32 protein-coding genes are annotated in these 23760 nt (G+C 61.9%); 30 read left to right on the forward strand and 2 right to left on the reverse strand.

What is annotated here, in order from left to right; genetic code table 11:
• Positions 1-24: 24 nt before the first annotated feature.
• The 13 genes from MA07_RS13840 to MA07_RS13900 all read left to right on the forward strand — a co-directional run bounded on the left by MA07_RS13840 (position 25) and on the right by MA07_RS13900 (position 10304).
• A complete protein-coding gene (locus tag MA07_RS13840) occupies positions 25-1665 on the forward strand; it encodes a terminase large subunit (protein ID WP_244445249.1) in 1641 nt (546 codons plus the stop codon).
• A 3-nt stretch (positions 1666-1668) separates the two neighbouring features.
• Entirely contained in the window at positions 1669-2940 is a 1272-nt protein-coding gene (locus tag MA07_RS13845) for a phage portal protein (RefSeq protein ID WP_052003156.1), read from the forward strand.
• On the forward strand, positions 2933-3817 hold the full coding sequence (locus MA07_RS13850; protein ID WP_052003157.1) for a head maturation protease, ClpP-related: 885 nt from the start codon (positions 2933-2935) through the stop codon (positions 3815-3817). The genes MA07_RS13845 and MA07_RS13850 overlap by 8 nt, the downstream gene beginning before the upstream one ends.
• 13 nt (positions 3818-3830) lie before the next feature.
• Complete coding sequence (locus MA07_RS13855; RefSeq protein ID WP_244445250.1) at positions 3831-5195, forward strand: phage major capsid protein; 1365 nt, start codon at positions 3831-3833, stop codon at positions 5193-5195.
• Between the two features lie 85 nt (positions 5196-5280).
• A complete protein-coding gene (locus tag MA07_RS13860) occupies positions 5281-5523 on the forward strand; it encodes a hypothetical protein (RefSeq protein ID WP_036351735.1) in 243 nt (80 codons plus the stop codon).
• Positions 5524-5526: 3 nt separating this feature from the next.
• Positions 5527-5805 (forward strand): head-tail connector protein, encoded by a 279-nt coding sequence (locus tag MA07_RS13865; protein ID WP_052003158.1) that lies wholly within the window; start codon positions 5527-5529, stop codon positions 5803-5805.
• Positions 5806-5816: 11 nt separating this feature from the next.
• Positions 5817-7265 carry a hypothetical protein gene (locus MA07_RS13870; protein ID WP_036351738.1) on the forward strand — a complete coding sequence of 483 codons (1449 nt, stop codon included), beginning with the start codon at positions 5817-5819 and terminating at the stop codon, positions 7263-7265.
• Between the two features lie 816 nt (positions 7266-8081).
• Positions 8082-8429 carry a phage head closure protein gene (locus MA07_RS13875; RefSeq protein WP_036351742.1) on the forward strand — a complete coding sequence of 116 codons (348 nt, stop codon included), beginning with the start codon at positions 8082-8084 and terminating at the stop codon, positions 8427-8429.
• Between the two features lie 11 nt (positions 8430-8440).
• A complete protein-coding gene (locus MA07_RS13880) occupies positions 8441-8626 on the forward strand; it encodes a hypothetical protein (protein WP_036351745.1) in 186 nt (61 codons plus the stop codon).
• 4 nt (positions 8627-8630) lie between these two features.
• Positions 8631-9047, forward strand: a complete 417-nt coding sequence (locus tag MA07_RS13885; RefSeq protein WP_036351748.1) for an HK97-gp10 family putative phage morphogenesis protein — start codon at positions 8631-8633, stop codon at positions 9045-9047.
• Entirely contained in the window at positions 9044-9442 is a 399-nt protein-coding gene (locus tag MA07_RS13890) for a DUF3168 domain-containing protein (protein WP_036351751.1), read from the forward strand. Before MA07_RS13885 ends, MA07_RS13890 begins: the two co-directional genes overlap by 4 nt.
• A 23-nt stretch (positions 9443-9465) precedes the next feature.
• Complete coding sequence (locus tag MA07_RS13895) at positions 9466-9906, forward strand: phage tail tube protein (RefSeq protein ID WP_036351754.1); 441 nt, start codon at positions 9466-9468, stop codon at positions 9904-9906.
• Positions 9903-10304, forward strand: a complete 402-nt coding sequence (locus MA07_RS13900; protein WP_052003160.1) for a gene transfer agent family protein — start codon at positions 9903-9905, stop codon at positions 10302-10304. The genes MA07_RS13895 and MA07_RS13900 overlap by 4 nt, the downstream gene beginning before the upstream one ends.
• Before the next feature lie 142 nt (positions 10305-10446).
• Here the strand turns inward: MA07_RS13900 and MA07_RS13905 are convergent, their stop codons facing one another.
• The gene (locus tag MA07_RS13905) at positions 10447-10833 is read right to left on the reverse strand and encodes a hypothetical protein (RefSeq protein ID WP_036351757.1); all 387 of its coding nucleotides are present in this window, start codon (positions 10831-10833) and stop codon (positions 10447-10449) included.
• Between the two features lie 84 nt (positions 10834-10917).
• Between MA07_RS13905 and MA07_RS13910 the strand changes: the two genes are divergently transcribed.
• The 12 genes from MA07_RS13910 to MA07_RS13965 are packed head-to-tail and all read left to right on the forward strand — an operon-like array spanning position 10918 to position 21242.
• Entirely contained in the window at positions 10918-12912 is a 1995-nt protein-coding gene (locus tag MA07_RS13910; RefSeq protein ID WP_160195438.1) for a phage tail length tape measure family protein, read from the forward strand.
• Positions 12912-13280, forward strand: a complete 369-nt coding sequence (locus tag MA07_RS13915) for a hypothetical protein (protein ID WP_036351762.1) — start codon at positions 12912-12914, stop codon at positions 13278-13280. Before MA07_RS13910 ends, MA07_RS13915 begins: the two co-directional genes overlap by 1 nt.
• A complete protein-coding gene (locus MA07_RS13920; protein WP_036351765.1) occupies positions 13281-13817 on the forward strand; it encodes a DUF1833 family protein in 537 nt (178 codons plus the stop codon).
• A complete protein-coding gene (locus tag MA07_RS13925) occupies positions 13817-14236 on the forward strand; it encodes an NlpC/P60 family protein (RefSeq protein ID WP_152568870.1) in 420 nt (139 codons plus the stop codon). Before MA07_RS13920 ends, MA07_RS13925 begins: the two co-directional genes overlap by 1 nt.
• Positions 14237-14238: 2 nt before the next feature.
• Positions 14239-17586 carry a host specificity factor TipJ family phage tail protein gene (locus MA07_RS13930; protein WP_052003161.1) on the forward strand — a complete coding sequence of 1116 codons (3348 nt, stop codon included), beginning with the start codon at positions 14239-14241 and terminating at the stop codon, positions 17584-17586.
• Positions 17586-18020: a hypothetical protein gene (locus MA07_RS13935; RefSeq protein WP_036351771.1), complete on the forward strand. Its 435-nt coding sequence runs from the start codon at positions 17586-17588 to the stop codon at positions 18018-18020. Before MA07_RS13930 ends, MA07_RS13935 begins: the two co-directional genes overlap by 1 nt.
• A 2-nt stretch (positions 18021-18022) precedes the next feature.
• Positions 18023-18403, forward strand: coding sequence for a hypothetical protein (locus tag MA07_RS13940; RefSeq protein ID WP_036351774.1), 381 nt, complete (start codon positions 18023-18025; stop codon positions 18401-18403).
• Position 18404: 1 nt separating this feature from the next.
• Positions 18405-18923, forward strand: a complete 519-nt coding sequence (locus MA07_RS13945) for a hypothetical protein (protein ID WP_036351777.1) — start codon at positions 18405-18407, stop codon at positions 18921-18923.
• A complete protein-coding gene (locus MA07_RS13950) occupies positions 18924-19340 on the forward strand; it encodes a hypothetical protein (protein ID WP_036351780.1) in 417 nt (138 codons plus the stop codon).
• A gap of 1 nt (position 19341) precedes the next feature.
• The gene (locus MA07_RS13955; protein WP_036351782.1) at positions 19342-19689 is read left to right on the forward strand and encodes a hypothetical protein; all 348 of its coding nucleotides are present in this window, start codon (positions 19342-19344) and stop codon (positions 19687-19689) included.
• A 59-nt stretch (positions 19690-19748) separates the two neighbouring features.
• Positions 19749-20819 carry a hypothetical protein gene (locus tag MA07_RS13960; RefSeq protein ID WP_036351785.1) on the forward strand — a complete coding sequence of 357 codons (1071 nt, stop codon included), beginning with the start codon at positions 19749-19751 and terminating at the stop codon, positions 20817-20819.
• Positions 20820-20828: 9 nt separating this feature from the next.
• Positions 20829-21242, forward strand: coding sequence for a hypothetical protein (locus tag MA07_RS13965; RefSeq protein ID WP_036351788.1), 414 nt, complete (start codon positions 20829-20831; stop codon positions 21240-21242).
• A 2-nt stretch (positions 21243-21244) separates the two neighbouring features.
• On the opposite strand, the gene MA07_RS13970 is transcribed toward MA07_RS13965, so the two are convergent.
• A complete protein-coding gene (locus MA07_RS13970) occupies positions 21245-21841 on the reverse strand; it encodes a type VI secretion system-associated protein TagO (RefSeq protein ID WP_036351791.1) in 597 nt (198 codons plus the stop codon).
• A gap of 111 nt (positions 21842-21952) precedes the next feature.
• On the opposite strand from MA07_RS13970, the gene MA07_RS13975 reads away from it, so the two are divergent.
• The 5 genes from MA07_RS13975 to MA07_RS13995 are packed head-to-tail and all read left to right on the forward strand — an operon-like array spanning position 21953 to position 23733.
• Positions 21953-22597, forward strand: a complete 645-nt coding sequence (locus MA07_RS13975; protein ID WP_036351793.1) for a glycoside hydrolase family 108 protein — start codon at positions 21953-21955, stop codon at positions 22595-22597.
• Positions 22594-22938 carry a hypothetical protein gene (locus MA07_RS13980; protein ID WP_036351795.1) on the forward strand — a complete coding sequence of 115 codons (345 nt, stop codon included), beginning with the start codon at positions 22594-22596 and terminating at the stop codon, positions 22936-22938. The genes MA07_RS13975 and MA07_RS13980 overlap by 4 nt, the downstream gene beginning before the upstream one ends.
• 2 nt (positions 22939-22940) lie before the next feature.
• Positions 22941-23177 (forward strand): hypothetical protein, encoded by a 237-nt coding sequence (locus MA07_RS13985; protein ID WP_036351797.1) that lies wholly within the window; start codon positions 22941-22943, stop codon positions 23175-23177.
• Complete coding sequence (locus MA07_RS13990) at positions 23174-23410, forward strand: hypothetical protein (protein WP_036351799.1); 237 nt, start codon at positions 23174-23176, stop codon at positions 23408-23410. The genes MA07_RS13985 and MA07_RS13990 overlap by 4 nt, the downstream gene beginning before the upstream one ends.
• Complete coding sequence (locus MA07_RS13995) at positions 23407-23733, forward strand: hypothetical protein (RefSeq protein WP_036351800.1); 327 nt, start codon at positions 23407-23409, stop codon at positions 23731-23733. Before MA07_RS13990 ends, MA07_RS13995 begins: the two co-directional genes overlap by 4 nt.
• The last annotated feature ends 27 nt before the right edge of the window (positions 23734-23760 follow it).

A 23760-nucleotide genomic window follows, 5' to 3' on the forward strand; every position in this document is an offset into this window, starting at 1 on the left:
TGCCTCGATTGGGAAGAGCGGATCATGAGCGGGCGCACGCTCGTTCCGGATCTCCCGCTCTTTGAGGACGAAGCGGCGAGGGCGGTTCGCATTTTCAACCGGCTGAAGATCCCCGATGTGATCGGGCAACCGACCATGGAGGAGGCGGGAACAGAGTGGCTACTCCCGATCGTCGCGGCCATCTTCGGCGCCTATGATCCGGCCATCCATCGGCGCATGATTCAGGAGTTCTTCTGGCTTGTGCCGAAGAAGAATTCCAAGTCCAGCGGGGCAGCGGCCATCATGGTCGTGGCCCTGATCGTCAACCGGAGGCCTTTGGCAGAGTTTCTGCTGATTGCGCCCACCAAGCAGATCGCGGACATCGCCTTCAAGCAGGCTTGGGGCATCATCCAGGCTGACAGCGAACTGGCAAAGCTCTTTCAGGGGCAGCAGCACATCCGCACGATCACCCATCGGCGGACGGGCGCAACCCTTCAGGTGAAGGCGGCCGACACGGATGTCATCACGGGCTCGAAATCGACCGGCATCCTGATCGATGAGACCCACGTCTTCGCCAAGAAGTCGAACGCGGCCGACATCTTCGTTGAGATCCGCGGTGCTCTGGCGGCCAGACCTGATGGGTTCCTCATTCAGGTGACGACGCAGAGCAAGGAACCGCCGCAGGGCGTGTTCAAGTCCGAGTTGGCAACGGCTCGCAAGGTAAGGGACGGTCAACTGAAGCTTCCGCTCCTTCCGATCCTCTACGAGCTGCCTGAGAAGGTAGTCGAAAACGGCGGATGGAAGAACCGGGAGACCTGGGGGCTGGTCAATCCGAACCTCGGACGGTCGGTCGATGAGACCTTCCTCGCCAACCAGCTTCTGAAGGCGGAAGAGGAGGGGATTGAGGCTCTCGCTCTTCTCGCCTCGCAGCACTTCAACGTGGAGGTCGGTCTCGCCCTCCGAAACGATGCCTGGGCCGGCGCGCGCTACTGGTTGAATGCAGCCGACGAGAGCCTGACCCTTGATGAGATCATCGAACGGTCTGAGGTGGCAGTGGTCGGCATCGACGGCGGCGGCCTGGACGACCTTCTCGGCTTAGCGGTCATTGGACGGTGCAAGAGGACGCGGGATTGGCTCCTCTGGAACCACGCCTGGGCTCATGACGACGTTTTCGAGCAACGCAAGGAGATTGTGCCCCGGCTGAATGACTTCATCGCCGCTGGAGCCCTGACCAAGTGCGAGAACCCGACCCAGGACGTGACGGATGTCGCGGATATCGTGGAGCGGATCAACGATGCAGGCCTTTTGCCCGAAAAGCATGGCATCGGCTTCGACCCGCAAGGTGTCGCCGCCATGGTGGACGAGCTCGCAGCTCGCGGGATCGCGGATGATCAGATGACCGGCGTCCCTCAGGGATTCCGGCTCTCCTCGGCGGTCTGGGGTATGGAGCGGAAACTGAAGGACGGCACTCTCTGGCACGCAGGGCAAGACATGATGGCCTGGTGCGTGGGCAACGCGAAGGCCGAGCAGCGCGGAAACGCCGTGCTGATCACGAAACAAACGGCTGGGAAGGCCAAAATCGACCCGCTCGTCGCCAGCTTCAATGCCGTGGTGCTGATGAGCCGTAACCCCGAGGCCTCTGGTGGACCGTCAGTCTACGAAGAGCGCGGCATCCTGATGGTATAGCGAATGAGCTTTTGGAACCTATTCCGCCGCGCACCGGAGGCGGCCGGGCAGGGTGCAAGCCCCCGCGCCGACATCAGCGGCGGAACGGTCGTCTACTCGCTGGACGATCCCCGCGTCATTGAGATCCTGCGGGACGGGTTCCTCTCGGCGGCCGGCTTCACGGTCAACCCGGAGACGGCACTCCGCAATCCTGCATTCTTTCGCGCGGTGAGCCTGATCGCCAACTCGATCGGCATGCTGCCGCTGAACCTGATTGAGAAGGAGACGAAGGAGAAGGCGACGGCGCACCCGCTGCATCGCCTTCTGCACCGCAAGCCGAACGACTGGCAGAGCGCCTTTGACTTCCGCGCCCTGATGCAACTCCGAGCGCTGGTTCATCGCAATGCCTATGCCCTGATCGTGCGCTCTCGGGATGTCCGTTTGGGTCGAGACAAGATCATTCGCCTCGTGCCACTGGATCCGAAGCGCATGGAGGCGACACTCAATGACAACTGGACCGTCTCCTACAAATATCAGCCTAAGACGGGGAGCAGGATCGAGTATCGTGCGAGCGATATTTTTCACCTTCGCGGCCTGTCGCTTGACGGCCTCAATGGTTTCTCTCTGGTGGAGCAGGCGAAGGAGGCGATCGGCCTCGCACTGAGTGCCGAATTGGCTGCCGGCCGCCTCTTCAAGAACGGTTCTTTTGTCGGCGGGGCCCTGAAACACAAGAGCAAGCTCTCCGACGAGGCTTTCAACCGCCTGAAGGCCAGCCTTTCCGAGAAAGAGGGCGCCGAGAACGCCGGCAAGAACCTCATCCTTGAGGAAGGGATGGATTATCTGCAGTTCGGCCAGAATGCGCGTGATGCGCAGATGACCGAGCTCCGGAAGCTTCAGGTCGAGGAGATTGGCCGCGTTTCGGGGGTACCGCGCCCGCTTCTGATGGTCGATGAGACCTCCTGGGGCTCGGGCATCGAGGCCCTCGGGCAGTTTTTCGTCGCCTATGCCCTGAACCCTTGGTTTGAGGCATGGCAGCAGGCCATCGAGCGCTCCCTCCTCACAGATGACGAGGCCGAACGCTACGAGGCCAAGTTCAACCCGGGCGCTCTTCTGCGCGGCTCCCTGAAGGATCAGGCCGACTTCCTCGCCAAGGCTCTCGGATCAGGCGGGCATCAGCCTTGGATGCACGTCGATGAGGTCCGCGATGTCATGGACCTCCCGGAGCGTGAGGCTCCGCAATCTATTCTGGGCCATAACGGCGGCCCTGCTCTCGATGACGGGAACAGCAATGCGTAACCATCGAAACCTTCGCGTTTTCGCCAAGGCTCGCCCTGGCGCGATGCCTCTTCCTGCGCGGCGGGATGTTTCGGCTCTCACCAAGCCCCAGGTCTTCGACCGCTGGTCGGAAGATGCGGCAGGGATCCGTGCCCTTGAGCGCGGCGACAACGTGATCACGATGTTCGAAGCCATTGGTGAGGATTACTGGAGCGGCGGCGGTGTCACGGCGAAAAAGGTTTCATCGCAACTTCGTGCAATCGGTGACCGCCCGGTCGAAGTGCAAATCAATTCGCCCGGCGGCGACATGTTCGAAGGGATCGCGGTCTACAATGTCCTGCGCGAGCACCCGCAGCCGGTCACGGTGAAGATCATGGGCATGGCGGCCTCTGCCGCCTCCATCATCGCCATGGCGGGCGACACGGTCGAGATCGGGGCCGCTTCCTTCCTCATGATCCATAACTGTTGGGTTCTGGCGATCGGCAACCGCCACGACATGCGCGAGACAGCGGACTTCCTTGAGCCGTTCGACGCGGCGATGGTGGAAGTCTATTCCGCCCGCTCCGGTCAGGATCCCAAGGCTATCGCGAAGTGGATGGATGCCGAGACCTTCATGTCCGGATCCCAGGCGATCGAGCGCGGCTTCGCTGACGCTCTTCTGGCCGCCGACAAACTGACGACCGACACCGACGCGCAGGCGCAGGATCGGAGTGTCAACGAGCTCCGCGCCATGGAGCTTCAACTCGTTTCGGCGGGACTGACGCGCTCACAGGCCCGGGACCGCATCAACAAGATCAAGGGCACGCCCGGCGCTGCCATTGACCCCGCTGTTACGCCTGGCGCTGACGGCGAAGACTACTCCGGCCTAGCCGGGCTTATCGCATCCCTGAAATCGTAAAGGAGAGACCTTGATGTCTCGTTTCGTGCACTGCTTCATGGTCGCGGCGCTGGCTGCCGTTGTCATGTTCTCCATCTCTGATGCGGCGTTCGCCATGGGCGATGTCGTCCAAGCTGCCTCGTCTGTGTCGGCTGTCGCGCCCCTCGCCCTCGTGGCAGCCGGCGCGGTGAGCTTCCCCCGCGCCATCTCGGCTCTCGGTGTTCGCGCCGATGTCTCCGACCCAAAGGTCATGATCGGCCAGCTTCAGGCTGCCTTCGAGGAGTTCAAAAAGAGCCACGAAGAAAAGCTCAACAGCAAGGCTGACGTTGTTCTGGACGAAAAGGTCCAGCGCATCGATGCCGCTGTCACCAACTTCCAGACCGCCATCGACGAGATGAACGCCAAGATCGCCGCTGCCAACCTCGGTGATGGCGTGATCGGTGATCTGCCGGCAGATCCTGAGTATGTGAAGGCCTTTAAGGCTCACATGCGCAAGGGCGATGTGCAGGCGGCCATGACCAAGGGCGCCGATGTGGATGGCGGCTACCTCGCTCCGGTGGAGTGGGATCGCACCATCACCGGCAAGCTCAAGCAGATCTCTCCGATCCGTGCGAATGCCCGCGTGATCTCGATCACGGCAGCCGGCTTCAAGAAGCTGTTTACCGACCGCGCTGTCGGTTCCGGCTGGGTCGGTGAGACGGCTGCCCGTCCTGCCACCTCCACCCCGCAGATCGGTCAGCTCGACTTCCCGCTCGGTGAGATCTACGCCAACCCGGCCATCTCGCAGCAGTTGCTGGATGACGCGGCGATCGATCTTGAGCAGTGGCTGGCCGACGAGGTGGAAACCGAGTTCGCACGGCAGGAGGGCATCGCGTTCCTCTCCGGCGACGGCACCAACAAGCCGCACGGCATCCTGACCTATGTTACGGGCGGCACGGCTGCGGCCCGCCATCCGTGGGGTGCTATCCAGGTGGTGAACAGCGGTGCTGCGGCAACCGTTACGGCCGATGGCATGATCGACCTGATCTACAGCCTGCCGAACGAGTTCCGTGCCAATGCGAAACTCTATACGGGCCGTGGCGCACAGGCCGCGTTCCGCAAGCTCAAGGACAGCAGCGGAGCCTATCTCTGGCAGCCGTCTCTTGCCGCCGGTCAGCCGGCCACGCTCGCAGGCGAAGCTATCGTTGAGATCCCTGACATGCCGGCTGTTGGCGCGGGCAATGTCGCGGCTCTCTACGGTGATATGGCGGCCACCTACCTCGTGGTCGATCGTGTCGGCATCCGCGTTCTGCGCGACCCGTTCACCAACAAGCCCTTCGTGCACTTCTACACCACGAAGCGCGTCGGCGGCGGGGTCTACAACCCGGAGCCCATGCGGGCCCTGCGCATCGCGGCCTAAGCGACCTTAAAACGACGACAATCAGGGCCCCTTTCTGGGGCCCTTTTTGTAGGTGGACTTTTCACCCCTTCGAAGGAGAAAGACCATGGCTACCAAGAAGACCTCTGCTGCGGCTGAGACCGAGCCAAAGAAGGCGGACATCGCTCCTGCGACCGAGTTCGCTCCCTCTGGCGCCCCGGTTCAGACCGTTCCGGATGTGGATCCGTCCCATCCTGCCGTCGATGACAATCCTCGCGCCGATACGACCGAGGACCAGAACCGCATCGACTTCAACGACCCGACCCTGAGCGGGGCCGAAGCCGTCGAGAAGAACCTGAAGGGCGAATAACCCATGGCCGAGCCGTTTGTCACGTTGGAGGAGGCCAAGGCCTATCTCCGGATCGATCATACCGATGATGATGTGCGGCTCGGCATCCTTCTGCGGGCGGCCCAGCGGTGGGCGCTGGACGAGTGCCGACTGACGGAGGCCCCTACCAGCCTGGTCGTATTGGACCAGTTCAAGACCGCCGCGCTTCTGAAGCTTGAAGACCTCTTCGACGGCTCCGCGACGGGAGAAAGAACCCTCCGCGCCCGCGAACTGATCGACTCCCACCGAGTGCTTCGCGTCTAGGATCCCGCATCTTGGCCACCTTCAAGCTAGAGATCGACGCCTTCAACGACATCGTAAAGGATTATGGTGGCACGGGCGGGCATGTCTTCAACATCGACGCTCTGAACGAGTGGGCTGTGCGCTTGGGCGGGTCCGGAGGGCATCGGTTCAACATCGACGCCCTAAACGCGATCGCCACCCGGCTCGGCGCAACGGCTGGGCATCGGTTCACGATTGACGCCCTGAACGCGATCTCTGCGAAGCTCGGTGGCACAGGCGGGCATCGGCTGGCCGTCGATGCGCTCAACGTGGTCGCTGACCGGCCGGTGGGCGGGGGTGCGCCAGCCTTAACGGTCTTGAACGCCGCGACCTCGCGCATGAAGGTTCCGGGCACCTACGACCTCAACACGGTCGGATATGACGGCACGAACACCTGGCACCATAACATGCTCGACTTCGACATCGTGTCGGAGACGAACGACCTTCAGCTAAAATACGCCTCCTGGGGCGTGGTCGGCGCGGGTGAGGCAACTACCAACACGACCATCACGGTCAGCGCCGTGGTCGAGTACCCCATCGGCGGCGCCAAGTACCCGGTGACGTTCGGCGGGGCGGCAACGCAGACACTTACCACAGGGGTCGAAGGCGCATGGTCGGACGCAATCGCCCTGCCGTTTGCTATTCCGGCTGGGGCTAAGATCCGCATTTATACTCTTCTCACTCATGCGGCGAGTGCTGCCTATATACCAACCTATCACCGCATCAACCCGCCCGAGGTGTCTCGACGCGGCAGCGGAGCGGTCCCTGCGGTTGGATCGGTTCCAAGTGCGGGCGCAGGTGTTGTGCCTGCCTTCGGCCCCATGGCAATCCGTGGCAAGCAAGCGGTGGCCAAACCCGCCGTTTACATCGAGGGCGACAGCAACACGGTGGATCAGACCGGGGCCAGCGTTGATGCCTTTGGCAACCGCGCCTGGGGCCGCGTCTTCTCCAACAACCGCGCTTGCATCATCTCCTGCTACACTGGACGACCTCTTTCCAGCGTGGCAACGAGCTTTACCCGCCGCAAGGCCATGATGACTAGCCTTGGAGTTGGCCACGCTTTTTTCTTCCACGGCACCAACGACATCAGCGATACACGGACGCTGGCGGAAATGCAGGGCTGGTATAACACCATCGCCCAGCATTGCGCTGATGTGGGCGTGACTCCGCACTTTGCCACCTTGCCACCAAAGACAACGCTCACCACTGGGGCCGCGACCCTTCACGCGGTCAATGACTGGCTGCGGTCGCAGAGCGGCGTAGGCAACTTCGGTGCCACGTTCGAACTGTCCGATCTGTGCTCGACAGCGCGAAACTCAAACGTCTGGAAGGGCGGGTATAACGCTGGTGGCGATGGCGTTCACATCGCATGGAGCAACACCACGGTTCGGGACACGCTCGTCGCTGCGTTCCAGAATTTTGCGAATGCGGTTCTGGGGTGAGCGACCTCATTCGCCGCCGTGCCATCCTCAACCGTGACTGTTCTCCAACACGGCGGCCCTCGCATAATCCAGCCTAACCTTGGTCATGGAACTGACACAATAGCTTGGCTGTTTCTTTCCTCAAGGGAGGAGATAATGCTTTACATAGCAATCGGTTACCTTGCTGGCTTCGCTTTTTTCCTAGAGATGGTACACCGCGCCCCGCTCACGCCCTACCGTGACTGACCCAAAGTAAAACGCCCCAGCTGAGAGCGGGCGGGCTCAGAACCAGGGCGCTGGTGGCCCGATGGGGATCGGAGCCACGAAGGACAGCGTAGCGTCCACGCGCCGATCGTCAACGAAATCCCTAAGAGATGGTTAAAGCAGAAGCGCCCTGGTTGAGGTGCTGTCAGGATAACCTCAACCAGAGCGTCAACAGCGTCTGAGCACGCTGCATCTGTCCGGGCTGATACACAACGCGCCCGGTGAGGACATCCTGAACTGACTTGGTAAACGTTTGGTGTTCGGAGTGGGGCGCCCCAGCCGAGAAAGGTTCGCGATATTCTCAGCTGGGGCGCTGGTGGCCGAAGGGGCAACTAACAAGCCACACCTGAAAAGTTAGCCTGCCTTGCCTCCCACTCAATGCTCCAGAAGGCGATAGGTGCTGCCCCAGATGGGCATGACTCTCAGCATGGGGAGTAGCCCAGAAATAGGAACGCCCCAGCTGGGGAGATCGGGTTCAAGGACCCTCAGCTGGGGCGTTGGCGCTCTTGGGGGGCAATAGCGCACGGCCCCATAACGCCTATCAACCGTGGCCATATTAAGGACGCTTGAGGGATGCCTTCAGCAGGACAGCTTCGCGACCGCGTGACTTTTCAACGACGCGGCACCGTCTCGGACGAGTACGGCAATGAGCAGACCGGCGATTGGGCCGATGTCTTCACGGTTGCCGCCAACATCCGACCGGCGCGGGGCAGGGAAGAGGTTCTCGCCCAGCGCCTTCAGGGCGTGCGCCCGGTCGAGATCGAGGTCCGCTGGTCGTCGCAGACGGTTCAGATCGCCCCGGAATGGCGGGCTGTGAACGCTCGCAAGCCCTCCGAGATCTATAACATCCACGACATCCGCGACCCTGACGGCAAGCGGGCGTGGAACATCCTGACCTGTACCCTCGGCGTAGCCACTTAAGGAGAAGCATCATGGCTCAGAAAGTGAAGTTCACCAAGCCGTACACCTACCGCATCGACGGCCAGCGCCAGGTGGCGTACGACGGCGGGAAGGAGTACCGCATCCCCGAAGCGCATTACGAAGCCGCCAAGGCGGCCGGTGTAATTGAGGACATAGCTGAGACCCCGGCAACGACCGAGAGCAAGGCCAAGGGCTGACCCGATGGCCGTTGAAGGCATCGCTGCCCTGCGGGCGAAGCTCCGAGCTTTGCCCAAGGCTGCCAAGGATGAGATCCGGGCAGCGCTGGCACAGAGCGCCGAAGAGATGGCGGCAATGGCCCGTCGTCTTGCCCCTGTCGAAAGCGGGGCTCTTCGCGCCTCCATCGGCTGGACTTTCGGGCAGGCCCCAAAGGGCTCCATGGTTCTCGCGGAAGGCAGCTCTGATGAGGCGGAACTGCGGGTGACTGTGTATGCGGGCAGCGACAAAGCGTTCTATTCTCGCTGGCAGGAGTTCGGGACTGCGAAGATGGCTGCGAACCCCTACTTTTTTCCATCTTACAGATCGCTGCGGCGGCGCATTCGGGGGCGCATTACCCGAGCCACCCGCAAGGCGGCAAGATCGGTAGCAAGCAAATCATGAGCGACCCTAGTCTAGCCCTCCAAGGCGCTATAGTGGCCGCTCTGAAGGCTCTTGGCACGCCTGCCGGCGCCAATGTCTTTGATCGGGTGCCTGACAGCAACCCCTTCCCGCGCATCACAGTCGGCGGCGGGCAATCCGTGCCGGTCGATGAGGACTGCTACGAGGGCACCGAAAGCACGATCCAGATTGATGCCTGGTCCCGCGAGGTCGGCTTTCCGCAGGTCAAGCAGATCGCCTCGGCCATTCGCGCCCGCTTCCACAATGGCGACCTTACCCTATCCGGTCATACGCTCGAACTCATGAAGATTGAGACGATCGCGTATGAGCGCGACAGCGATGGACTGACGAGCCGCGCTCGCATCCAACTCCGGGCTTTGACACAGCCCAAAGACTAACCCTCTCACATCGGAGAACTGTTATGGCTCGCCCAACTACCCTGCGCGGCTCGAAGCTGCTTATCATGATCGGAGACGGTGCCGATCCTGAAGTTTTCGCCGCTCCCTGCGCCCTGAATACGAAGTCCTTCAACCGCTCAGCATCCACGAACGATTTCAACGTCGCTGATTGCAGCGACCCGGATGCCCCAGTCTGGACAGAGAGAGCCAAGGGCGCCCTGTCCTCGGGTATCAGTGGCTCGGGCACGCTGGCGCAAGAGAGCATCACGACCTGGGAAGAGTTCTTCGAGGACGTAGACTCCCGGAATGTCCGCGTGGTGATTGACTATGCAGTCGGCCCCCGTACCTATGAGGGCAAGTATCACCTAACCACGTTCAACATCACCGGCGACCAAGACGGCTTGATCCAGTACGAGATCGAGCTCACCTCGGACGGCCCGGTCAACGTGGTGACCACTCCGTGAGTGCAGACGCATCGTTTGAACAGGTCTGGGCGGGAGACGAGCGCGTCTTCCGTCTGGGCATTGGCGAGCTGCTCGCCCTGGAAGAGAAACTCGACAGCGGCTGCGCTGCGGTCCTGAACCGGATCGGCACAGGGGAATGGCGCATTGCCGACCTGAAAGAGCCCATCCGCCTCGGCCTCATGGGCGGCGGCACGGACGCCAAGCGGGCCAAGGCGCTCGTTGAGGAGAACGTGGTTCCCGGTCGGCTGCTTGAGGCGGCTGTTCTGGCGCGGGCGATCCTCCTGAAGGCTCTGGTGGGCGACACCCGCGAGACAGTGGGAAAAGACGAAGCGGCGACGGGAGCACCGGAGGCGAACGCCTCTCCGCCGCCGCTCTCTACGGAAGAGGTGCAGTCCTAGGGTTCACGCCCTCAGAGGTTCGGGCAATGACCCTCTGGGAGCTTGCAGCGGCTGTCGAAGGCTGGAACGCCTCGCAAGGCGCAGAGGAGCCGATAGAGGCTCCAACCGCTGAAGAATATTACGACCTTGTGGCGAGGCTGGGTTAAAGCGCTTTCAGCTTTGTCTCATCTTGGCGGATGGTCATCAAGTTGGCATTGAGTCTCGCGGAAACAGTCGCGAGAAACTCGATCTGCGTAATCGGGCGGTTGTTAACCCAGATACTGGCGAGTTTGAAAGATCCATCTTCCAAATGGAAGCGGCACGTTGCTGTGCTCCTTACGGATACACCTATCGGGTTCTTAGCCTCATAAATCAGGACGGCTTCGTTCTTTTCGATGAAGCTATTTTCCCTGCTGTAGGATGAAGGCACCTTCATCAAGCTTCTCATGCTTGTTTCGCAGGCAGTAACCGCCGGATCGTCAGGCGAGCCGAACGGGTTGCAGCCTGCTAACCCCGCAATGATCGTGGCCGCTGCCACTCTTCCCCACATCGAGCATCTCCAATGGCCGAATCAACTGATCTTCAGCGCCTTGTTGTATCAATGGAGGCTCGTTTTACGACCTTCAATAAGGAGATGCAGAAACTAACCGGGTCGGTCGAGAAGGAAACCAACAAGATCCAGAGCCGCTTTAAGGCGCTCAATGACAACGTTCAGGGCCAGACGGCCAACCTGGCTGCCCAGTTTCAGGATATTGGCGTTCAGCTTGCCAGCGGCACCTCTCCGCTCACCGTCGCCCTTCAGCAGGGCACGCAGATCGCAGCGGTGTTGGGCGAGAGCAAGGGCGGGGCGGCAGGCGCCGTCAAGTCGCTCGGGGCTGCTTTCGCCTCCGTTGTGAGCCCGATCAGCCTCGCAACCATCGGCATCATCGCCCTAGGCGGCGCGGCGATCCAGTACATTGCCGGGGCGGTCGGCGATGTTGAGAGCCTCGATGACAAACTGAAGACCCATGCCGACCTGATCAAGCAGATCAAGGATGCCTATGGCGAGGCGGCAGAAGGGCTTGAGGACTATGCCAAGCAGAGCACGGCCGTGCTCGAGGCGCAAACCCGCGCTTCGATTGTCAAGCTACAGGAGGACCTAGAGAAGCTTGCCAAGACGATCGCACGGGCCGCGAGCGCCACGCCGAGCGGCGTCATGACCAACATCGGCACGATTGAGGTTGATACTGCGGAAGTGGATCAGGCGGCGGCCAAGTACGACGCATTCGCGGGGGCCGTCAAGAGACTGCGCGACGAGGCTCAGAACGGAACCCCGAATATTCGAGCTTTCCAGGCGGCCGTTGCCGACGTGGCGAACCAGAACCCCGGCGATGAGAAGATCCAGAAGCTGGCAGCCGAATTGCTGTCTCTGTCGAAAGAGGCCTACGATGTAGAGACCGCCCTTGATACTGCTCGCCGCGCCATTGGGCTCATCGGTGATGTTGCGGCGGGACAAGTCGGCTCGGTTAAGGAACTCAAGAGCGCCTTGTCCGACCTTGCCAGGATCGGTCTGCCGACCACGGGCGAATTCAGAGCCGAGGAGGCATACAAGCGAGCGATCGAGAATGCCCGCACCCCCGGCGAGCGGGCGCAGGTTGATAGCGCCTATCTTGAGGCACAGCAGCGCCTCCGCGACCGAGAGGCTGAGGCTGCCGCCGAGAAGGCCCGCAGGGAGGCGGAGCGGAAGGCGGAACAAGGCGCGCGGCGGGCTGCGAGCGATGCGGAGCGCGCGCGAGAAGCCTATGCTCAGGAAATCGCCGACCTCCAGAATGCCACCAGGGCGCGGGAGCTTGAGTTTGATATGCTCGGGAAGAGCAATGTCGAGCGTGAAAAGGCCCGCACGCTCATGGAGGTCGAGAACGCCCTTCGCCGCGATGGCGTGACACTCACCGACGCCCAGCGGGCCGATATCGAGCAATTGGCCGAAGCCTATGCCCAGACCAGCGAGAAGTTGCGAGACGCCCAGGCAGCACAGGCAGAGTGGCAGCAGTTGGCGAGTTCCAGTCTAAAGGGGTTCGTCTCGGACCTGATGAACGGGGTGAGCGCCGCCGACGCTCTGCAAAATGCTCTGGCCCGCGTGGGCGACCGGCTGATCGATATCGCCATCAACAGCATATTCGACCCGAAGAGTGGCGGCGGGCTCGGGAGCCTTTTCAGCAGCCTTTTCCAACCCCTCGGGCCGAAGATGGCGACAGGCGGCTATGTAAGCGGTAAAGGCACCGGGACTAGCGACAGCATCACGGCCCGGCTCAGCAACGGCGAGTATGTTGTCAATGCTAAGGCCACGAAGCAGCACCGCGACCTGCTGGACGCCATGAATTTCGGCAAGTTCCCAGGGTTCGCCAAGGGCGGCTTTGTAGGCATACCCGCCATACCGGCAGCGGTCCCGAGAGGCGGCGCGAGTGGCGGCTACAACGTCCAAATCATCGAGGCTCCAGGCACGAAGGCGTCTGTTCAAAAGACGAATGGTCCCAAAGGACCTGGTCTGCGTGTGCAGCTAATGAACGAGATGGCCGGAATGGTTGCCAATGGAGACTTCGATAAAGTGTTCAAAGGCCGCTTCGGCGTCTCCCCGATGGGAGGTCGTTGATGCCGCTTCCTGTTTGGCCCGCTACGGTGCCGCATAAGCCGCTTGCGGATACCGGCATCGATGAGCCTCATCGTGGCGTGCTGGAGAGCGAGATGACGGCGGGCAACACCCGGAGCCGTCGTCAGTTCACAACGGTCATCGGCACCGTGCCCCGCACAATCCCCATGACCACGGCGCAGTTCCTGACCTTCAAGGCTTTTGTCCGTGACACGCTCTCGCATGGGGCGGCCGAGTTTGAGATGCCGGTCTGGGATCTGACCGGGTGCCCTGTGCGGCGCGTCAAGCTCCGCGAGGGCGGCAAGTACACTGCGAACCGCATGGGCAATAAAATCCACGTCTCCTTCTCCCTCGATGTGTGGGATCTCTAAGTGCCGATTTCCGCCACGCAAGCCTGGGCCGAGGCAGCTGCTTCTGCGCCCAAGGATGAGGTCATGCTCATCACGATTGAGCTGATCCATCCGACGTTCGTGGAGAACGGCCAGCCTGCTCCAATTCGGGCCGTGCGCAACACGGTCGATGTCAACTTCCGGCTTGAGGATGGCGCCCCGGTCGGCGGCGGCACTGTAGTCCCGTTCAAGGCGATCCCGTTTGAAATCGACTATCCCCGCATTGGCAACCTCGGGGCAGAGGCAACGATCAGGTTGGACAATGTCAACCGGGAGGCCTCCCGCTACCTCCATGAGGCCGTGAAGCTCAACGTGCCCATTCAGGCGATCTTCCGCGGCTATCTGGCCTCCGATCCCAACACGGTCGGGCAGGGGCCTTACAAGCTGATCCTGCGCAACGTGAAGCGCACGGCACGGCAGCTTGAAGGGCAACTCGCCATCGCCCGTCCGCAGAACATGCGCGTGATGCGCGAGGTCTATGACATGGTACGCTTCCCAAGCCTCCTGCAGGTGTCGTGATGGATCGTCTCGCATTCTATGAGAGCCTGATCGGCAAGCCCTACAAGATCGGAGAGCGCGGCCCAGCGGCTTATGACTGTTACGGCCTCGCCGCGCATATCCAGCGGGAACTTGCTGGCGTCCAAATGCCTGACATCGATCCCGTTGAGGCCACAACCCGAGCCCAGGCCGAGGCGATGCTCTCGCACAAAGAGCGGCAGGCATGGGAGGAAGTCCCAACGGCGGAAGCCAAGGAACTCGATCTCGTCCTCATGGGCAATGTCGCCAAAAGAGATTTCCACCTCGGCACCTACATTGTGCCGGGAACGGTCGGGGTTGTCCTGCATATCGACAAGCATGCGGGCGTCGTCGTGGATGACATCCCGGCGCTGAAGGCATCCGGCTTCAACTACCTCAGAACCTTCCGCCGCAAAGCGTAATCATGGCCCTTGCAATCAAGCACAACCTCCTCGTCTTCGACCCGGAGCGCGACGACGTTCGCGTTCCCGAGGCTGGCCTCGTGCTCCCCATTGCCGAGCACAAGACCCGCAAGCGCAAGCCGACCGTCGAGCAGGTTCTTGCGGAGGCGGGCTGGCGCTTTGATCTGCCGACCGTCTGCAAGGTCAACGGCGTCTACTACGGCCGCACCGAATGGGCGACCCATAAGCTGACGGCCAACGATAACGTCGAGTTCGTCAGCCGGCCGCTCGGCGGCATGAGTGGGCAAGGCGGATCCTCGGCCAAGAGCATCGGCGCAATCGTCGCCATGGTGGCGCTCACCGCGCTTGCTCCTTGGGCCATGGGCGCTATCGGCCTCACCGGCATGGCTGCCTCCATCGGCTCCTCTCTGCTCATCGCAGGCGGCGCGATGGCGATCAGCCACTTCCTCAAGCCCAAGGCAGGCGGCCAGACTGCCGAGAAGGATGATCTCTACTCCTTCGGCTTCGGCGGCAACCAGGCCCGCCCGCTCCAGCCCATTCCCGTCCTCTATGGCCGCCAACTCACCTTCCCTGACTTCGCCGCTCCGAAGTACAGCGAGTTCGACGGCGACAACATGACCGAATATGCTCTTCTAGCCGTGACATGCGGGAAGGCAGAGATCGAGGAGCTTCGGATCTCGGATACCCGCATCTGGACGAAGGCGGGCGGCTACAACTCATCCTTCCCTGGGATCAGGATAGAGATCGTCAATCCCGGCGAGAAGGTGAACCTGTTCCCGGTCAACGTGGTCACGGCGTCCGAGGTCTCAGGCATTGAACTGGAGCAGACCTTCAGCCCCGGTTTCACGGCGAATGCCCCCGAGACCCAGGCCAAGGAACTGCTGCTCGACTTCGTGTTCCCCTCCGGATGTTTCTGGACATGGAAAGGCGAGGTGCGCACACAGAGCGTCGGCGTCGAGGTGCAGACCCGCACTGTCAATGCGGCCGGCGCTCCGACCGGGGCATGGACCACTGTCTGGACGAAGACGTATAGCTACGCCAAGCAGTCGCAAATCCGCCTGACTGAGCGCATCGAAGTCGGCAACGGGCGCTATGAGGTCCGGGTGCGGCGCACCAACCAGCCGATCGAGGACATGGAGCAGGACTCCCGGTTCGGTGGGGCCGATCAGATTGTGTGGTCTGCTCTTCGCGCTCACATCGACGGGCCGAACACCTTCCCGCGGGTGACGTGTATCGCCATTCGGGCCAAGGCCTCCGAGGCGCTGTCGGGCGTGATGAACGGTCAAGTCGGCGTCCTCGCTGCCCGCAAGATCCCGGTCTGGACCGGCTCGGGGTTTGAGGAGCAGCCCTCCCGCTCCATCGCCTGGGCGGCGCTCGATATCTGGCGCAACTCCGACTATGGCGCGGGGCTGTCGCTCGACCAGATCGATTTCCAGAGCTTCTATGCCTACGACCAGCTTTGGGCTTCTCTCGGCCATACCTTCGATCACGTCTTCAAAGAGCCTCAGACCCTCGACGATGCGCTTGAGACGATCCTTAAGGCGGGCAGGGCAATGCCAGCGCCCGTAGGCGACCGTCTGACCATCGTGCGCGACGAGCCCCGCGGCATCCCCCGCATGATGTTCACTGACTACGACATCGTGAAGGACAGCCTGACGATCGATTACACCCTGGCCGATGACGACATTGCTGACGGCATCGTGGGCGAGTACATCGATCAGACGACCTACCGGCCCGCCGAGGTTTCGTCCGCTCCTGATGGCGTGACACTCGCCAAGCCCGCCCGCGTGCAACTCCCCGGCGTGACCAAGAGGAGCCAGGCGGCAGGCCTCGTGCGCTTCATGGCCGGCGAGAACGCCAAGCGGCGCATCATGGTCTCATGGACGGTCCGGGCCGAGGGCCGCCTGCTCAAGCGCGGCGATCTGGTCGTGCTGTCCTGCGAGGAGCCGGAAACCTGGGGGCAGTCGGCCGAGCTCGTCAGCTACAACGCCACGACCCGGGCGATCACCTTCGACCACGACCTCGAATGGGAAGCTACCGGCAACCATTACGTCGAGATCCGGCGCCGGGACGGGCAGCCGTGGGGGCCTGTGCGCGTCACGCGCGGCACGTCCGACCGCATCGCCATCGTCAACGCCACAGACCTCGCCAGCGAGACCACGCGGCAGGGCATGAGCCTGGCCGATGCCGTCGCTCGGTCAGATCTGGCCGACCGTCCGACCGTCGCCTTCAGCCCCGGCGAGCCGCGCACCTTCCGCGTGCTCATCACCGAGGGAACGCCCGACACGGATGGGGAGCACATTACCCTCTCGGGTGTCGTAGATGATCCGACTGTCTACTCAGTGGTCGAGACGGGTGTCGAGCCGTTGCCGACTATCCCCGATGTGTTCTCGCAATCCATACCGGTTGTCACGACGCTCGCAGCCCAGGTCTACCAGCGGGGGATGAACCTCGTCCTCCAGGCAGGCTGGCAGCCGGCCAAGGGGGCGCTGACTTACATCGCGGACGTGTCCTATGACGACGGGCAAACGTGGGTGCGGGCCTACAGCGGTGACAAGACCACCTTCGAGGCCATCGTGGCGGGCGCTCAGACGATCCGGCTCCGGGTCGCTGGCGTCACGGCAGCCAACGTGATCGGTGCCTTCAGCGTCGTGATCGTCAGCCCGCCGCCGCTCGTGCTGGATAATTCGTTCTTCATCATGAAGATCCAGCCCGACGACCTCATTCCGGAACTCAGCCGGGATCTGGAGAGCCTCGGCCTTCTCGACCAAATCGCGGACCTGACCGGCGAAGCCCGCGTCGTGGCCGAGGAGGCGGACGAGCGCGGAAGAGCAGCGATCCTCCAAGTGGCCGAAGTTCAGGTCACAGCCGATAAAGCCCTGGCGATTTTTGGCACGGATGTCGTGGCCCAATTCGACAATGGGTCCATCACGGTCGGGGAGCGCTTCACGGCGGTCGCGGACGTGACCGGGCAGCTTATCGGGGCCTGGAAGGTGACAGTCGGTTCGGATGGTTACTTCACCGGCTTGCAACTCATCGGGGCCAATGGCCCGGGCGGCTTCCAATCCGAACTGAAGATCGCCGTCGATAAGTTGCTGGTCGGCGCTCCAGGTAGCGGTTTCGGAGCAGAGGCTGTCTTCTCGCTCAGCACCCGCAACGGGGTCGGACGCATGGTGCTGCGCGGTGACTTCATTGGTGACGGCAGCATCAACGCCCCTCAGATCAACGTGACCAACCTCTCGGCCATCGCCGCTGACATCGGTACCGTCCGATCGAGCCAGAGCTATACCAGCGGGGGCTTCCTCATCGACGGCCCGAACCAGCGCTTCGAAATCTGGGACAACTCCTGATGGCGCGGCGGGTTGTGATGGGGCGCATGCCCAACGGCACCTATGACGTCCGGATCTCGCGCAGGGGCTTTGACGCTCTGACGGCGGACGTGAACAATGAACGGCAGATCTCGTTTTCAGCTCAGCGCGTTGCGCGGGCGAAGGTCGGGGCGGCCGGGTTTGCTTCGGCGCTCGGTGCGTGGGTCAGCCTCGGTAAGACATTCCCCAACTCGCCTCCGACCCTCATGGCCTATAAGACAGGCGGGCGCGTGCTTTTCAATCAGTACCGCTATTTTGAATACAACGGCGGCAGCAACAACGGCGTCTTTTATGGCTCCGATACCTGCCTCGTCGTGCAGGCCAACAGAGTAAAACTGATCCGGGCGAATAATTGGGGATCTTGGAGCATGTCCTCCGGGGACAGAGCCCTATTCTACACCCTGGAGCAGGGCTGATCATGGCGCGGCGGATGGTCATGGGCTTGCGCGGGTCTGCCTATGGGTTGTGGATTTCCCAGGCGGGCCATGACGCCCTGACGGCGTCGGATGCAAACCTGCTGTTCACCATGACGGAACGGGCGGGGATGGTGCTCGCCTCTGGCACGGTCACAGTCCCGAGCGGAGGGGCATCGGCGCGGGTATCCTTCCCAGACACCTACCCATCGATCCCGCTCGTCTTCGCCGGTCCTTTGACGAACTACCCGCAGCCGCAAGCCGTCAGCACCCAGGCGGACACATCCGGCTTCTTCATCCGGGCTGTGCTCGATGCCTACAACAATAATTATCCGGCCGCGGGTACGACGGCCCGCTGGTTCGCCGTCATGAAAACCGAGAACTGAGATGGCACGGCGCATCATCCTTGGGCAATATGGTTCGGGGTATCGCTTCCGCGTGTCACAGCCGGGATTGGATGCAGCGACGGCGGGCTTGGACGCCCTGATCTTCGACGCGGACAACATCCCGGCGCGGGTCGCGGCTACGGGTACTGGCATCGTGTCGGCCGCGCCCGCGCCGGATCAGCCCTTTGTTCAATCGTATGCCCACGGCGCTAACCCGTCCCTGTGCATTGGCGTGGCAAGATCGCGCTTCCCGGGGAACCTGATGTCACAGGAGCCCCCCGGAGGCTGGGTGTTGAGGATCAGAAACCCCAAGATCAACAACGGGAACCCCACCGAGCGCTGGAATTACGTCAACGACATGGTCAACGAGTGGGTAACGCCATTCCGGTTTCAGGGCGATGACTCTGCCGGCGACGTTCAAAGCTGCGGATGGGGCATCTCTTGGACCTCAACCACCATCAGCATTCGCAACTATAGCGGCAGCGACATCGATGTCCGCTGGGCCGCACTGGAGTTCTGAATGATCCTCTATACTGACGACCAGGGCCGGTATCTCGGCCATCTCGATCAAGCCTATCCGGCACCGGCTGACGTGCTGGAGAAGGTGAGATCAGAGCAGGAGGGGCTGGCCTGGGATGTACCGCCCTTCGGCCCCGAGTTCTGGTTCTTCCCTGACGGCGTGCCGACTATCCGCCCCAGTCTCGACTACAGCGTGACCGAGACCACGGAAGGCGGCGACAAGGTGACGGTGATCTCCGGCATTCCTGCGGGTGTCGTCGTGACCGTGTCCGGCCCTGAAGGCGGGCAGACGGTGGAAGCCGATGGCGAGGATCTTGAGCTCGTGCTCCGGGTCACCGGCACCTATGCGGTCAGCTTCGACCCCTTCCCGCATCAGCCGGTCTCGCTCGTGATCGACGTGACCGAGAAAGGTGCCTGAGATGGCGCGTCTTGAGTTCGGCCCTTCCGTCGATCAGCTCCGCGACCTGGCAGAGCAGGCCATTGATCGGCACTTCGACCCGGTTCGCCAGCGCATGGCGCTCTACACCCGCAAGGTCGCCCGCGCCGAGCAGCACCTCGGCGGGAAGCCCTCGGCCATGCTTAACCGGGAAGCCCAGCGTCGGCACATCAAGGCCGACGACATTGCCCGACAGATTATCGCACTCGCTGAGGCCGACGAGGCCCAGGAAGACCAGCGTACAGCCCTGAAGCTGAAGGTGCGCAAGGCCCTCACGGCTGAGAAGATCCGCAAGCTGCTTGCCGAGAACGGCATCACGCTCGGCCGCTGACCCTTTCCACAATTCACGCCTGAACCATCGGCCAAGCCCTCTTGGCCGGGAGCTTCCCCATGGCCCTAGACCCGAACCTCTTCTTCTATTCAGACGGCACGATCACGCTGACCAACGGCTCGGATATCGCGACGGGCGATCTGGTCGCGTGGGATCCGGCTGTCTTGCCCTTTGACTTCGTGTTCCCGAACAACGGCACAAGCGGCATGTCAGTGGTGAAGGAGGTGCTTGCGATCAACCAAATCCGGCTTGCCAAGCCCTGGACAGGGCCGACGCTGACGGACGTGCCGTATTTCATGGTGCGCTGGGTCAGGCATACGGACCCGCGTGTGTATGCGCTTCGCGTCTCAGACTACCTAGCGCGGTTGAAGGCCATTCCGGACAACCTCGAGGAAGTGGCGGCGGACATCAATGCCGATGCCGCTGCTGTTGCCGCTGCTCTCCTCGCTCTCCAGCAGATCGAGAGCAACGTCGATGCCGATCGTCAGGCAACGCAGACAGCCGCCGCTGAAGCTGAGGCAGATCGTCAAGCCGCCGACACCGCCCGGATCGCGGCCGAGGCAGCACGCGATGCTGCTATAAACGGCTCCGTCGCGGATAACGCTGTGACGAACGCCAAACTGGCCGATATGCCTACTGCGAGGCTCAAAGGTCGATCATCAGCTGGCACAGGAGATCCGGAGGACCTGACCGCTGCACAGGCGCGCACCCTGCTTGGGTTGTTTCCTGCGTCAGCCTTCCATGCGAGCGGCGGCACTGAGCCGGGCTTGACGGCCTCCGGCATCGGCAACGCCGCCGAGGGGCTTTCCCTGACGTTCACGGCCACAGGGCCGAATGCGCTTGTCACCGGCAGTTGGGAACTAGAACAGACGGTCGCTGGCGCAACGACGGCGTTTGGCTTCATCCGCCTTGTCACTTCGCCAGGCGGGACTTTGGTTAACACATCAATCGTCCGGTACGTCGATCTTGCTTCCGGGCAGCCCCGTGGGCGTTCGAATGGCGCAATATCCTTTGCTGTCACCGGCCTCACTCCCGGCGCCTCCTACAAGGCATCCCTGTTCCACTACCAGACCAACGTAAACGCCGGCACTGTCCCACGGGGGCAGGTCCTCAGCGTGCTCAACGGGTAAGGTGCTTCAATGACCATGATTTACCAAGTCGTCTGCGATGAGGCTGGCGTGGTGCGGACTGCAGTGACATCGAACGAGCTGCAGGAGGGCGCTACCGAAGTGGATCGGGAGATCTATGCGGATGTCGCGAGTAGAGTTGGCCGTGTGCGGCTGGTCAATGGAATGCCGATTGACTACGAGCCGCCGCCACCCGCTCCTGGCCCGATCCACGTCTACAAGGCTCCCATGTTCCGCAAGATGACGGATGCCGAGTACGAGGCCTATCTGCAGATCAGGGCAGGTTTTCCGCCTCGGCTGCAGGCGATCTTCGACGCGGCCGAATACCTGTCATCGGATGATGAGTTCTGGCCGGCTCTCGTGGCAGCTGCAGAGCAGGCCTATGGGGCTGAGCGGGCCTCCGAGATCCTGGCGCCTAGCGCCTGAGATTACCACTTACAGGCTTCGCGCAGTGGCTTGATGGCTTCCTCAATCCCAGCGATCGGGAAGTCCATCTCCACGGCGGACTCGTTGTAGGGCACGGCACGGATATAGAGAGACTTCCCGCCTAGCAGATCCTTGATGTAAGGGACTGCCGTTCGATTGCCCCATAATCCAAGAGCAGAATGATCGTTGGACTCGATCATCGAGATTGTTTTTGGAGTGTTTGTATCGACACGAGCATTGACCTTTCCAGCGCCTTGCAGGCTCGACATGAAATGATCACCAAACACAAAGTATATGTTCGTCGCTTTCTCGCGGCATGCGATGTGCAGCGACCCATACTTCTCTTTCCCGTACTTCCCGCGGACGGGCTCCGCGGATAAGACCGACAGGAACACTTCTTTGGAGTCATCTAGCCGGGATTTATCCTCTCTGACCTGCCACTTGCTGGCACTCGTCACATTGGCAGTCTTGCGGTGAGCCAGATCGTAGCATTCCAGCCGGGCCTTATCGTCTGACAGCGCAGCGCAGACTTTGGGGTCCTGAGCGTGAGCAGCCAAAGGCGTAAGGCAGACTGCTGCGAGGAAGAAACAACGGTACATTTTGCCCCCGAGTCACTGATCGTTGACCTATTTTCCTAGGTTCTGAAGCCGTCAGCAAGGCTACGGCCTGTCGCAGGACGTCCCGCCCAATTCCCACATCACGAGGACACCATGACTACCGAGACATTCGGGAGGGCGCTTTCGCTCGTCCTGCGCCATGAAGGCGGCTATGTGGACCACCCCAGAGACCCGGGCGGTGCTACGAACCTTGGCGTCACCATTGGCACCCTTTCGGCTTATCTGGGACGGCAGGCCACCAAGACAGAGGTCAAGTCCCTGACCGTGCCGGCTGTGACCCCGATCTATCGCCGGAACTATTGGGACAAAGTGAGGGCGGATGATCTGCCTTGCGGCGTAGATTACTGCGTCTTTGATGCGGCTGTGAACTCTGGCCCTGCTCGTGCGGCCAAGTGGCTGCAGCGGGCGGTTTGTGTTGACGCTGATGGCGTGGTCGGCTCGCAGACCCTGAAGGCGATCAAGGCGCTGCAAGCCTCCGTCATCATCAACCGGATCTGTGACGATCGGCTCGACTTCCTACGTGGTCTCCCGACCTGGGGCACCTTTGGCAAGGGCTGGTCAAAGCGGGTTGAGGGGGTGCGCAAGGAAGCCCTCGCCATGGTGGGGCAGGTCCAAGCACCGTCTCCGAACCCTCCACCTCCCGACATTGGACCTGCACCGGTTCCCGTCTCCCAGCCCGCTCAACCGAGCGGGTTTTTTACTGCCCTCGCTGATCTGCTGAAAAGGATCTTCGCATGAGCCCGCTCCTCATCCTCGACATTGCCGCCCGGGTGGCTGATCGCCTTATCAAGTCTCCATCTTTGCCCATTGAGGCTCCTGCAAAGTCCGTCGTGAAGGTGGAGGTCGCCAAGGAGCTGCAGCCGGTCCTTGAGCACCTGACGAACAACGAGCCCTGGTATCAGTCCCGCGTCACCTGGGGCGCCATCTTCGCGATCCTCGGCGGCATAGCCACCATCGGCACGGCCGCGGCGAACAGTGAAACCTCGCTGGAGGTCTACTCGCCGGCCGGCATGAGCATCCTGGGCGGTCTCGGCACCCTCTACGGCCGTTGGAAGGCGAGGAAGCCGCTGGGAGCCTGATCATGCCGCACCGCACCGTTCTTCGCATAGGGCAGGGCATAGCCGAGCACTTCCCTGTCCGCGTCTCCGAGTGGATCATGCTCATTCCGCTCATGGGATGGGCTTGGACCCTCCTGCTCGACCCCGGCACCTTCGACAAGTCCACCTCGTTCGCTGAGATGAGCCGATGGGCAGACGAGATCACGTGGAGCTGGGTCTGCTTCCTGGCGGCTTTCCTGCGTTTGGCCGCCCTCGTGTGAACGGGACCTTCAAGGCCAGCTTCCCCTATTCGCCTCACTTCCGAGGGTTCGCCTCCTTCGTGATCTGCGTCTTCTGGGGACAGATCACCCTAGGCATCCTTGTGTCGGTGGCGAACAACGGCGGCGTCTGGACGGGCTTCTGGGCTTACAGCGGGTTCATGCTCCTCGAGATGTGGAACCTGCTGAGAGCGTGGGTTGATGTCGGGGCAATCAAGGCAGCACGTTCAGCATGATCGACTTCACTTCTCCGAACACAATTGCCTTCCTGCAGTTCCTCGGCATCGGTTTCCTCGGCATGGTCGCAGCCTTCGGGCAATGGTTCGGGAAGCGGAAAGAGACAACACCTCCTGCCACCAAGGATGTGATTGTCCCATCAGTTACGGTGGCTGACCGGGTGGCGCTTGAGCACCTGGCCGACACGCTGCGGGATGCGACCCGCGTGGCCAAGGAGCACCGGGAGCATGACACCGAGCTCCTCTACACCCTCATTGCTATACGGGAGAGCCATACGCGGATCGAGAGCATGCTCGGCAGGATCTTGGACCGGATGCATTGAGCCTGCCTTTTTATGGTCAAGGTCTAT

Source organism: Microvirga sp. BSC39 (assembly GCF_000739015.1).
GTDB lineage: Bacteria > Pseudomonadota > Alphaproteobacteria > Rhizobiales > Beijerinckiaceae > Microvirga.